Raw genomic sequence first — 11997 nt, 5'->3', positions numbered from 1 at the left:
TAACCCCACTCTCTACAAGGCTCGGGGCGCCCGTAAAGGGTAAATACAGGTCAGCGACAACGCAGGCATCATGCCTAAATTCGGAATCTAAAACTATGTGTGGAATTGTTGGCGCAGTTGCGCAGCGTGATATTGCTGAAATCCTTCTCGAAGGTTTACGTCGTCTGGAATACCGTGGTTACGACTCTGCCGGTCTGGCTGTTGTCGATGCAGAAGGTCATATGACCCGTCTGCGCCGTCTCGGAAAAGTGCAAATGCTGGCTCAGGCCGCGGAAGAACATCCGCTGCACGGTGGTACCGGTATTGCACACACCCGCTGGGCGACCCACGGCGAACCGTCTGAAGGTAACGCACACCCGCATGTATCTGAACACATTGTGGTTGTGCATAACGGCATTATCGAAAACCACGAACCGCTGCGCGAAGAACTGAAAGCGCGCGGCTATACCTTCGTCTCTGAAACCGACACCGAAGTGATTGCTCACCTTGTCCACTGGGAACTGGCACAGGGCGGTACACTGCGTGATGCGGTGCTGCGCGCGATCCCTCAGCTGCGCGGTGCTTACGGTACGGTGATCATGGATTCCCGCGATCCGTCCACGTTGCTGGCCGCGCGATCCGGTAGCCCAATGGTGATTGGTATGGGCATGGGTGAAAACTTCATCGCTTCCGACCAGCTGGCGCTGCTGCCGGTTACCCGTCGCTTTATCTTCCTTGAAGAGGGCGATATTGCCGAGGTGACACGTCGCAACGTGACCGTATTCGACACTAAAGGCGAGCAGGTTAAGCGTCAGGAGATCGAATCAAACCTGCAATACGACGCGGGCGACAAAGGCGCTTATCGCCATTACATGCAGAAAGAGATCTACGAGCAGCCAAACGCTATTAAAAACACGCTGACCGGGCGCATCAGCCACGGCGAAGTGGATCTGAGCGAGCTGGGCGCCAACGCCAACGAGCTGCTGGGCAAAGTCGAGCACATTCAGATCGTAGCCTGCGGTACCTCATACAACTCCGGCATGGTCTCTCGCTACTGGTTTGAATCCCTGGCGGGGGTGCCGTGCGATGTGGAAATCGCCTCTGAGTTCCGCTATCGCAAATCTGCGGTGCGTCGTAACAGCCTGATGATTACCCTTTCTCAGTCTGGCGAAACGGCAGATACCCTGGCAGCGCTGCGTCTTTCAAAAGAGTTGGGTTACCTGGGCTCGCTGGCCATCTGTAACGTGCCGGGCTCCTCGCTGGTACGTGAATCCGATCTGGCGCTGATGACCAAAGCTGGCACCGAAATCGGCGTGGCCTCCACCAAGGCATTCACCACTCAGCTGACCGTTCTGCTGATGCTGGTGGCGAAACTGGCGCGTCTGAAAGGTCTGGATGCTTCCGTTGAACACGACATTGTGCATGGCCTTCAGGCATTGCCGAGCCGTATTGAACAAATGCTGTCTCAGGACAAACGCATTGAAGCGCTGGCTGAAGATTTCTCTGACAAACATCACTCCCTGTTCCTGGGTCGTGGCGATCAGTATCCGATTGCGCTGGAAGGCGCGTTGAAGCTGAAAGAGATCTCTTATATTCATGCTGAAGCCTACGCGGCAGGTGAACTGAAACATGGCCCGCTGGCGCTGATCGACGCCGATATGCCGGTTATCGTGGTGGCACCGAACAACGAACTGCTGGAGAAGCTGAAATCTAATATCGAAGAGGTGCGCGCCCGTGGCGGTGTACTGTACGTCTTTGCGGATAAAGATGCCGGTTTCGCCAGCAGCGACAATATGCACATCATTGAGATGCCGCATGTGGAAGAGGTGATTGCGCCAATCTTCTACACCGTTCCGCTGCAACTGCTGGCTTATCACGTGGCGCTAATTAAAGGCACCGACGTTGACCAGCCGCGTAACCTGGCGAAGTCCGTAACGGTTGAATAATTTTATGTATTGATGTGAAATAGCCCCATAAATCTATGATTGTGGGGCTATTTTTTGATCGAATTATAAATTTATTCTGAAATTTCAAATCAAAATAAAAGAATTTATTATATAACCCACTAAGATTTAATTACGTCATACTGGTAATTAATATAATATTAATTGCCAGTGCCGCCTTGAAATATTCCATTATTCACAAAACAATAATAAATTAATTTATATTCACACTTGTTATTTTATATTTTAAGGCGTTTAATGGGCGCCGCTTAAGCATCGTGACATTATTTGTCATGGGAATATTACAATCGGATATATAATTCAGGATGGTGTAATAATGAATAGAGCGTTATTAAAAGGTGCGGTCGTACTTTCTTCTTTACTTTTCGGCGCGCAGGCTTATGCGGCAAACGGCAATGGTATCATCCATTTCACTGGCGAAATTATCGATAGTACCTGTGAGGTGTCTACCGCTACCAAAGATCAAACCGTTGATTTAGGTAAAGTGAATAAATCGACTTTCACCGGCGTAGGCTCAACGGCTTCAGTGCAGGCATTCCAGATCGATCTGCTGAACTGTCCGGATACGTATAAAAAAGCCTCCGCCCGTTTTGACGGCACCGAAGACGGCGACGGTTATCTGAAGCTGACAGCAGGCGGCGCGAACGGTGTTGCTGTCGCAATTTATAACCGCGCTGACAACAGCCTGCTGAAACTCTACAACCAGTCTACGCCTGCGGATATCGTATCCGGGAAAGCAACGCTGCCGTTTATGGCTCGCTATATTGCCACGGCTGCAACCGTAACGGCGGGCCTCGCCAATGCGGATTCGGAATTTACGATTACCTATAATAATTAATTGCTTTAACAACTGTCTGTAAAAATACAATCAGGCCTGGCGAGGGAGGGCAATCTGTGCCCGTTATTGATGGTTTCGCCAGGCTTGCCACGGGGTATAATATGTGCAGGCGTTTTGTCATTTTATTTGCAACTCTCTTTTCCATTTTTGCTGTTGCGCCTTCAGGGGCCGGTATTATTATTGGCGGCACCAGAGTTATCTTTCCTGGAAATAAAGTTGATACCACGATCTCTGTAATAAATAAGGATACTGCGTTGCCTTATCTCATTCAGACATGGGTCGATCCTTTTAATCACGCCGATAAGGGCAAGCCACCCTTTACGGTTATTCCCCCAGTCTCACGCCTGGAGCCTGGTCAGGAGCGCGTGCTGCGCATTCTTAAAACGCAGGGTGAATTACCGTCGGACAGGGAGTCTGTTTTTTGGCTGAACGTTAAAAATATTCCGCCATCGACCAGCAAAGAGAGCAGCAAGCTGGAGATTGCCATCAAAACGCGGCTAAAACTTTTTTGGCGACCAGAAGGTATAAAAGAGAGGCCAGAAACGGCCAGCCAAAAGGTGCAATGGCATCGGCAGAGTAACGTGCTGGTGGTCACTAACCCGACGGCCATTCACATTAACGTAATCGACGTGACGGTTGATGGCAAACCGCTGGATCTGGCAATAATTAAACCGTTTGAGACGCTTCAGCTGGCGCTGCCTGCCGGCACGGGAAAAAAACTCATCTGGCATAGCATCAATGATTATGGCGCGATTAGCGACGCTATTCAGCAACCTCTTTAAACCTGGGTGAGGTTGTCTGTGTTGCAACGTTCTTATTATTTGTTTTTGCCTCTGGTTTCCCTGTGGGCGGGCTATCCGCTTTACGCCAGCGCTGCCCAGCCGGTATTTAACGTGCGTCTGCTGGAGCTGGATCGACCCGTCGACGTTGATATCAGCCAGTTCAATCGCCCGGATAATCTGCCAGAGGGCGAGTATCAGGTTGATATCTTTATAAACGAGCGGTTTATTGAGCGCCGCGCAGTCCGGTTTTTCCGTCGCGATCCCGAGAGCGAGCTGGCCCCATGCTTTGTGGATGTAAAAAGCACGCTGGCGTCGTTCGGCCTGAAGGTGAATGCCATCAAAGCGCTGGATGCGATCGACGCTGAACGTTGCGCACCTGTGCCAGCGTTGCCTGGCGCGATGTGGAAACTCGACGGTGAAAAGCTCGTGTTGAAGGCTTCAGTTCCGCAGATCTACTTAGATGTTACTGCGCGTGATGCCATTTCACCCTCGCGCTGGGATCGGGGGATCAACGCCCTGATGTTGAACTACGATTTTTCCACCACCCAGACGCTGAAGTCAGACTACGGCAGCGACGATCTTTATTACCTGAATTTGCGCAGCGGCATCAACCTGGGCGGCTGGCGGCTGCGTAACTACAGCGCGTTAAACGCCGTCAACAGCAGCGGCACCTATCATTCGCTGAGCACGTACTTACAGCATGATATTGCCAGCCTGCGCAGTCAGATTATGGTGGGCGACACCTGGACTGCGAACGATCTCTTCGACAGTTCCCAGGTGCGAGGCGTCCGTCTCTACACTGATAGCGACATGCTTCCCGACAGCCAGAACGGCTTTGCGCCGGTGATTCGCGGCGTGGCAAAAACGAACGCCGTGGTCACTATCCGCCAGAACGGCTACATGATTTACCAGTCGGCAGTACCGCAGGGGCCCTTTTCGCTGACCGATCTCAATACCACATCCAGCGGCGGTGACCTGGACGTCACCATCAAAGAAGAAGACGGCAGTGAACAGCACTTTGTACAACCCTACGCCTCGCTGGCGATTTTACGCCGCGAAGGGCAAACGGACGTCGATATCAGCGTCGGCGAGCGGCGGGATGACACAACCTTCTCTCCGAACGTGATGCAGGCGCAGGCGCTACGCGGCATAGGATGGGGAGTGACATTGTATGGCGGTACGCAGCTGGCTGAAGATTATAAGGCCATGGCCGCCGGCATCGGCAAAGATCTGGGGGCTATCGGCGCCGTATCTGTGGACATGACCCACGCCCGGTCGCAGTTTTCTGATGAGGCCGAGCAGGGGCAGTCCTGGCGTTTCCTGTTCTCAAAAACTTTCGATGTCACCAATACCAGCCTGCGCATTGTGGGCTATCGCTACTCAACTGAGGGCTTTTATACGCTTGATGAATGGGCATCCCGCCGGGGTGACAGCGACAGTTTCTGGCAGACGGGGAACCGGCGCAGCCGCGTAGAAGGCACCTGGACTCAGCCTTTCTCTGACGGTTATGGCAACGTCTATCTCACGCTCAGCAGAGAACAGTACTGGCAAACGGACGGCGTGGAACGCCTGATTCAGGTCGGTTACAGCAACAGCTGGCGGCAGGTGATGTGGAACGTCTCCTGGAACTATACCGATACGCCAGGTCAACGGACGGGCGAATGGCAGCAGGACGACGAAAGTGAACATGTGTTTATGCTGTCACTCTCGCTGCCGCTAGCGGCGTGGCTACCGCAAAGTTACGCCAGCTACAACTACACTCAGAGCGCTCACGGCAGCCCTTCCCATCAGACAGGCCTCAACGGCAAGCTGCTTGAGGACGGTAGCCTGAGCTGGAACATTCAGCAGTCGGTAAATGAAACCCGCGGCGCCGCAGGCGGCAATGCCGGATTGAACCTGGACGGCACCTACGGATCGATGAGGTCGAATTACGCCTGGAGCGACGAAGCCCAAAGCCTGAGCTACGGCGTCAGCGGTGGCGTGTTGATTCACGAGGAAGGCGTAACCTTCTCACAGGAGATGGGCGAAACCGTGGCGCTGATTAAAGCGCCGGGGGCCGCCGGGTTAACCGTCGACAATGCCAGCGGTGTAGCGACGGACTGGCGCGGGTTTACCGTGAAAACACAGCTTTCGCCATATGACGAAAACCGCATTGCACTGGGATATCGAGACTTTGCATCCGGCAACGTCGAGCTGGAAAAAAGCGTGCAAAACCTGGTGCCGACGCGCGGTGCAGTAGTAAAGGCCGAGTTTGTCACCCATATCGGTTACCGGGTGCTGTTCAACGTACTCCTTCCCAACGGCAGGCCTGCGCCCTTCGGTGCAACCGGGAGGGCCACGGGTACGAACAGCAGCATGACAGGCTTCGTGGGTAACGATGGCGAACTTTACCTTGCCGGGATGCCGGAGACAGGCCAATTCACGCTCACGCTCAACGACGGAAAGACCTGCCGAGTGGATTACGTCATCCACCAGCAGCCTGACGCCGGGCTGGTGCAGCTTCCCGTTGTTTGTCGATAAAGGATCCACATGAAACTACGCTACGGGCTGTTCGCCCTCTTTTTTATCACCTGTTTCGTGCAGGCCGCGCCCACCGGATACTGCGTGGCAGATAATGGGAGGTACCATAACTACCTCAACTTTAATGAACAATTTACGATTACCGATAATATCGCAGGCATAACGAAGATGGTGGACGTCAGTAATCATAACTCTTCCTTTGAAGGAACGTGTTACTGCCTGACCGGGAAAAATGAAAGTTACAGTCATGCCTACATCACCAGCCGTGTTAACCCGGCGCTGGTGCCCGCTGGGCGACGAAATAATATTGACTACTTCTCGCTCAACGATAACGTTGATATTGGATTAAGCATTTACATACTGGGGGTAGGGTTCACCTCCGTGCCCTTCGATCATCTGCCGAATAAAACAGAGGGTCATTACCAGTGTCATGACGGCATTAGCTCGGCAACGACGTTCTTTAGCGGTGGCTCGGGTATGATCTACTTCTATGTTAAAAAAGCCTTCACTGGCGTAATGACGATTCCGGCAACCGTGGTGGCGAATCTCTACGCCACCATCGACCCCAATACCGTCTCGAATGAAGTTATCTCCGATGTGATTATCCAGGGCTCGGTAACGGTACCTCAGTCATGTGAAATAGATGAGGGGCAACCGATCGTTTTCGATTTTAAGGGCATCCTCGCATCGGAATTTCCCACCAGGAAAGGCGAGGCGATCGCCTCACGTAAAATCACCCGAACGGTGAACATTAAATGCACGAACATGATGTTTTACGACACGTTAGAAACGTCGCTGCATGCGGCTACGGGATCGGATGAGGCGCTGATCGGCACGGACAATCCCGATGTTGCCGTCAGGGTTTATGATAAACAGAACCGGGAGGTGAGCGGGAACGGTGGCGCGCTGATCACCGAAACCACAAAAGTACCTGATATTATGGGAGAGACAACGGGCCGCATGACTTTTTCTGGCGCGCCGGCCAGTGCGACCGGAGTCAGGCCTAAACCCGGCCCTTTCAGCGCAACCGCCACGCTGACGATTGAGATCGGCCATTAACAAGACAACGGCTGTTTATGACAGCTGTTGTCATAATTCCCCTACCGTACCCGCCCTGGTGCAAAAAATAATGACAAAATTATGACCATCTAATGAATTAATAATGCTAATAATCATAAGGTTAGCGTATTGATTTTCATTGTCATAAAACTGTCATATTTCGTACATTTATCTGTCACCTGTTTGTCCTATTTTGCTCATCGTAGCCACTTAAACAATGATTTACGAAATCCTTGCAGGAGACATTATGAAAGTTATGCGTACCACTGTCGCAACTGTTGTCGCCGCGACCTTATCTCTGAGCGCTTTCTCTGCTTTCGCAGCAGCAAGCCTGACTGGCGCTGGTGCAACCTTTCCTGCGCCGGTGTATGCCAAATGGGCAGATACCTACCAGAAAGAAACCGGCAACAAGGTTAACTATCAGGGTATCGGCTCCTCCGGTGGCGTAAAACAAATTACCGCGAATACCGTTGATTTCGGCGCATCCGACGCTCCGCTGTCTGATGAGAAACTGAATCAGGAAGGCCTGTTCCAGTTTCCGACAGTGATTGGCGGCGTTGTGCTGGCCGTTAACATTCCTGGCCTGAAATCAGGCGAGCTGGTGCTGGACGGTAAAACCCTGGGTGATATCTACCTGGGTAAAATCAAAAAATGGGATGACGAAGCCATCACCAAACTGAACCCGGGCGTAAAACTGCCTTCGCAGAACATCGCTGTGGTTCGTCGTGCTGATGGTTCCGGTACCTCCTTCGTCTTCACCAGCTACCTGGCTAAAGTGAACGAAGAGTGGAAATCTAAAGTCGGTTCCGGCTCTACCGTTAACTGGCCAACCGGTCTGGGCGGTAAAGGTAACGACGGTATCGCCGCCTTCGTACAGCGTCTGCCTGGCTCTATCGGCTACGTAGAATACGCTTACGCTAAGCAGAACAACCTGGCGTACACCAGGCTGGTTTCTGCCGATGGTAAACCGGTTAGCCCGACCGAAGAGAACTTCGCCAACGCCGCCAAAGGCGCTGACTGGAGCAAATCCTTCGCTCAGGATCTGACTAACCAGAAAGGCGACGATGCATGGCCTATCACGTCTACCACCTTCATTCTGGTCCACAAAGAACAGAAGAAGCCTGAGCAGGGTGCTGAAGTGCTGAAGTTCTTCGACTGGGCATACAAAAACGGCGGCAAACAGGCGAATGACCTGGATTACGCCAGCCTGCCGGACAGCGTGGTTGAGCAGATCCGTGCTGCATGGAAAACCAACGTGAAAGACAGCAGCGGTAAAGCGCTGTACTAACAGGATATTATTGACGAAGATGGCGGGAGGCGCGCAGCGATCCCGCCCTACGGTTCATCCTGTAGGCCCGGTAAGCGCCAGCGCCACCGGGCATATTCGTAAGACGTCTCATAAAGAAGAGTAATTTATGGCTGCAACCAAGCCTGCATTTAACCCTCCGGGTAAAAAAGGCGACATGATTTTCAGCGTGCTGGTGAAACTGGCTGCGCTGATTGTGCTATTGCTGCTGGGCGGCATTATCGTGTCCCTGATTTTCTCCTCCTGGCCGAGCATTCAAAAATTTGGTTTCGCCTTCCTGTGGACGAAAGAGTGGGATGCGCCGAACGATATCTACGGTGCGCTGGTGCCGATTTACGGCACGCTGGTGACCTCTTTTATCGCCCTGCTGATTGCGGTTCCGGTGAGTTTCGGGATTGCCCTGTTCCTGACAGAGCTGGCACCAGGCTGGCTGCGACGCCCGCTGGGTATCGCCATTGAACTGCTGGCCGCCATCCCAAGTATCGTTTACGGCATGTGGGGCCTGTTTATCTTTGCGCCGCTGTTTGCAACGTACTTCCAGGAGCCGGTCGGTAACGTTCTCTCTGCCATTCCGTTTGTGGGGGCGCTGTTCTCCGGCCCGGCATTCGGTATCGGTATTCTGGCGGCAGGCGTGATCCTTGCCATCATGATTATTCCGTACATTGCGGCGGTTATGCGCGATGTATTCGAACAAACCCCGGTGATGATGAAAGAGTCGGCCTACGGCATCGGCTGCACCACCTGGGAAGTCATCTGGCGCATCGTCCTTCCGTTCACCAAAAATGGGGTGATTGGCGGCATTATGCTGGGCTTAGGCCGCGCGCTCGGTGAAACCATGGCGGTCACCTTTATCATCGGCAACACCTACCAGCTCGACAGCGCCTCACTTTATATGCCGGGTAACAGTATTACCTCTGCGCTGGCGAACGAATTTGCCGAAGCGGAATCCGGGCTGCACGTCGCGGCACTGATGGAACTGGGCCTGATTCTGTTTGTTATCACCTTTATCGTACTGGCTATCTCCAAGCTGATGATTATGCGTCTGGCTAAAAACGAGGGGGCACGCTAATGGCGACTCTCGATATGCAAAACACCGCTCAGCTTGCGGAATCCCGTCGCAAAATGCAGTCAAAGCGCCGGATTAAAAACCGCATTGCGCTGACGCTTTCCATGGCGACGATGGCGTTCGGGCTGTTCTGGCTGATCTGGATCCTGATGTCCACCATCACCCGGGGTATTGATGGAATGTCCCTGGCGCTGTTCACCGAGATGACGCCGCCGCCGAACACGGCGGGTGGGGGGCTGGCAAACGCCCTGGCGGGCAGCGGCCTGCTGATCCTGTGGGCGACCGTTTTCGGTACGCCGCTGGGCATCATGGCGGGGATCTATCTGGCAGAATATGGCCGCAAGTCCTGGATCGCTGAAGTTATCCGCTTTATTAACGACATTCTGCTGTCTGCCCCGTCGATTGTTGTGGGTCTGTTTGTTTACACCATCGTGGTGGCGCAAATGGAACACTTCTCCGGCTGGGCGGGTGTGATTGCGCTGGCGCTGTTGCAGGTGCCTATCGTTATCCGTACCACTGAAAACATGCTGAAACTGGTACCGGACAGCCTGCGTGAAGCGGCTTACGCGCTGGGTACGCCAAAATGGAAGATGATTTCGGCGATCACTCTGAAAGCGTCCGTCTCGGGGATCATGACCGGTATCCTGCTGGCTATCGCCCGTATCGCCGGTGAGACCGCACCGCTGCTGTTTACCGCTCTCTCCAACCAGTTCTGGAGCACGGATATGATGCAGCCGATCGCCAACCTGCCGGTGACGATCTTTAAATTTGCAATGAGCCCATTCGCGGAATGGCAGCAGCTGGCCTGGGCCGGGGTGCTGATCATCACCCTTTGCGTACTGTTGCTGAACATTCTGGCGCGCGTCATTTTCGCGAAGAAGAAACACGGTTAATTTTTTACGGCGCGGCAGCTCGCGGCGCCGAATGAGGAAATGAGTCAATGAGTATGGTTGATACTGCCCCGGGTAAGATTCAGGTTCGTGATTTGAACTTCTACTACGGCAAATTCCATGCCCTGAAGAATATCAACCTGGATATCGCGAAGAACCAGGTGACGGCATTCATCGGTCCGTCTGGCTGTGGCAAATCCACGCTGCTGCGCACCTTTAACAAAATGTATTCGCTCTATCCTGAGCAGCGTGCAGAAGGTGAAATTCTGCTGGACGGTGACAACATTCTGACCAATACCCAGGATATCGCCCTGCTGCGAGCGAAAGTGGGTATGGTGTTCCAGAAACCCACGCCGTTCCCGATGTCGATTTATGACAACATCGCCTTTGGCGTGCGCCTGTTTGAGAAGCTCTCCCGTGCGGATATGGACGAGCGCGTGCAGTGGGCGTTGACCAAGGCCGCATTATGGAACGAAACCAAAGATAAATTACACCAGAGCGGATATTCTCTCTCCGGTGGTCAGCAGCAGCGTCTGTGCATTGCGCGCGGTATCGCCATTCGCCCGGAAGTGTTGCTGCTGGATGAGCCGTGTTCAGCCCTGGACCCGATCTCAACCGGCCGTATTGAAGAGCTGATCACCGAGCTGAAGCAGGATTACACCGTGGTGATCGTGACCCACAATATGCAGCAGGCTGCACGTTGTTCTGACCACACGGCGTTTATGTACCTGGGCGAGTTGATTGAGTTCAGCGATACGGACGCGCTGTTTACCCGTCCGGCGAAGAAACAAACCGAAGATTACATTACTGGCCGCTACGGTTGATTTGCCTTAGTGCATGTGGAGAAACCATGGACAACCTCAATCTTAATAAACACATTTCCGGCCAGTTTAACGCAGAGCTGGAAAGCATTCGCACCCAGGTGATGACCATGGGCGGCATGGTCGAGCAGCAGCTTTCTGATGCGATCACGGCGATGCACAACCAGGACAGCGAGCTGGCGAAGCGCGTTATTGAAGGCGACCACAACGTCAATATGATGGAAGTCGCTATCGACGAAGCCTGCGTGCGTATCATTGCGAAGCGTCAGCCGACGGCGAGCGACCTGCGTCTGGTGATGGCGATCATCAAAACCATCGCCGAGCTGGAGCGTATAGGGGACGTGGCGGATAAAATCTGCCGCACCGCGCTGGAGAAATTCTCCCAGCAGCACCAGCCGCTGCTGGTGAGCCTGGAGTCTCTCGGTCGTCACACCGTGCAGATGCTGCACGACGTGCTGGACGCTTTCGCGCGCATGGATCTGGACGAAGCGGTACGTATCTACCGGGAAGACAAGAAAGTCGACCAGGAGTATGAAGGCATCGTGCGTCAGCTGATGACCTACATGATGGAAGACTCCCGCACCATTCCAAGCGTGCTGACCGCCTTGTTCTGCGCGCGCTCCATCGAGCGTATCGGCGATCGCTGCCAGAACATTTGCGAATACATTTTCTACTTCGTGAAAGGGCAGGATTTCCGGCACGTGGGCGGCGACGAGCTGGACAAGCTGCTGGCCGGGAAAGATCCGAAAGAGTGATTTTTACCCTCACCCTA

General features: G+C 53.5%; 10 protein-coding genes. All 10 read left to right on the top strand.

Going from position 1 to position 11997, the window contains the following annotated elements; genetic code table 11:
- The first annotated feature begins 95 nt into the window (after window positions 1-95).
- Complete coding sequence (glmS, locus tag G6Q29_RS16680; protein ID WP_165466485.1) at window positions 96-1925, top strand: glutamine--fructose-6-phosphate transaminase (isomerizing); 1830 nt, start codon at window positions 96-98, stop codon at window positions 1923-1925.
- Window positions 1926-2259: 334 nt separating this feature from the next.
- Window positions 2260-2781 (top strand): fimbrial protein, encoded by a 522-nt coding sequence (locus tag G6Q29_RS16675; protein ID WP_165466484.1) that lies wholly within the window; start codon window positions 2260-2262, stop codon window positions 2779-2781.
- 101 nt (window positions 2782-2882) lie between these two features.
- On the top strand, window positions 2883-3563 hold the full coding sequence (locus G6Q29_RS16670; RefSeq protein ID WP_165466504.1) for a fimbria/pilus periplasmic chaperone: 681 nt from the start codon (window positions 2883-2885) through the stop codon (window positions 3561-3563).
- An 18-nt stretch (window positions 3564-3581) separates the two neighbouring features.
- Complete coding sequence (locus G6Q29_RS16665; RefSeq protein ID WP_431732539.1) at window positions 3582-6083, top strand: fimbria/pilus outer membrane usher protein; 2502 nt, start codon at window positions 3582-3584, stop codon at window positions 6081-6083.
- A gap of 9 nt (window positions 6084-6092) precedes the next feature.
- Window positions 6093-7142 (top strand): fimbrial protein, encoded by a 1050-nt coding sequence (locus G6Q29_RS16660; RefSeq protein ID WP_165466482.1) that lies wholly within the window; start codon window positions 6093-6095, stop codon window positions 7140-7142.
- Window positions 7143-7389: 247 nt separating this feature from the next.
- A complete protein-coding gene (gene pstS / locus G6Q29_RS16655; RefSeq protein ID WP_165466481.1) occupies window positions 7390-8430 on the top strand; it encodes a phosphate ABC transporter substrate-binding protein PstS in 1041 nt (346 codons plus the stop codon).
- A gap of 127 nt (window positions 8431-8557) precedes the next feature.
- Window positions 8558-9517: a phosphate ABC transporter permease PstC gene (gene pstC, locus G6Q29_RS16650; protein WP_006808756.1), complete on the top strand. Its 960-nt coding sequence runs from the start codon at window positions 8558-8560 to the stop codon at window positions 9515-9517.
- Complete coding sequence (gene pstA, locus G6Q29_RS16645; RefSeq protein ID WP_003861156.1) at window positions 9517-10407, top strand: phosphate ABC transporter permease PstA; 891 nt, start codon at window positions 9517-9519, stop codon at window positions 10405-10407. Before pstC ends, pstA begins: the two co-directional genes overlap by 1 nt.
- A 47-nt stretch (window positions 10408-10454) precedes the next feature.
- Window positions 10455-11228, top strand: coding sequence for a phosphate ABC transporter ATP-binding protein PstB (pstB, locus tag G6Q29_RS16640; RefSeq protein WP_003861154.1), 774 nt, complete (start codon window positions 10455-10457; stop codon window positions 11226-11228).
- A 26-nt stretch (window positions 11229-11254) separates the two neighbouring features.
- On the top strand, window positions 11255-11980 hold the full coding sequence (gene phoU, locus G6Q29_RS16635) for a phosphate signaling complex protein PhoU (protein ID WP_003861153.1): 726 nt from the start codon (window positions 11255-11257) through the stop codon (window positions 11978-11980).
- The last annotated feature ends 17 nt before the right edge of the window (window positions 11981-11997 follow it).

Source organism: Enterobacter cloacae (assembly GCF_011078175.1).
GTDB classification, from domain to species: Bacteria; Pseudomonadota; Gammaproteobacteria; order Enterobacterales; family Enterobacteriaceae; genus Enterobacter; species Enterobacter cloacae_Q.
This window is presented reverse-complemented; position numbering and strand designations above follow the sequence as displayed.

What these genes read in the sequence shown, in the direction of transcription:
- glmS (WP_165466485.1), top strand. Translation starts at nt 96, where the DNA reads ATGTGTGGAATTGTTGGCGCAGTTGCGCAGCGTGATATTGCTGAAATC.
- pstS (WP_165466481.1), top strand. Translation starts at nt 7,390, where the DNA reads ATGAAAGTTATGCGTACCACTGTCGCAACTGTTGTCGCCGCGACCTTA.
- phoU (WP_003861153.1), top strand. Translation starts at nt 11,255, where the DNA reads ATGGACAACCTCAATCTTAATAAACACATTTCCGGCCAGTTTAACGCA.
- G6Q29_RS16675 (WP_165466484.1), top strand. Translation starts at nt 2,260, where the DNA reads ATGAATAGAGCGTTATTAAAAGGTGCGGTCGTACTTTCTTCTTTACTT.
- pstA (WP_003861156.1), top strand. Translation starts at nt 9,517, where the DNA reads ATGGCGACTCTCGATATGCAAAACACCGCTCAGCTTGCGGAATCCCGT.
- pstC (WP_006808756.1), top strand. Translation starts at nt 8,558, where the DNA reads ATGGCTGCAACCAAGCCTGCATTTAACCCTCCGGGTAAAAAAGGCGAC.
- G6Q29_RS16660 (WP_165466482.1), top strand. Translation starts at nt 6,093, where the DNA reads ATGAAACTACGCTACGGGCTGTTCGCCCTCTTTTTTATCACCTGTTTC.
- pstB (WP_003861154.1), top strand. Translation starts at nt 10,455, where the DNA reads ATGAGTATGGTTGATACTGCCCCGGGTAAGATTCAGGTTCGTGATTTG.
- G6Q29_RS16670 (WP_165466504.1), top strand. Translation starts at nt 2,883, where the DNA reads ATGTGCAGGCGTTTTGTCATTTTATTTGCAACTCTCTTTTCCATTTTT.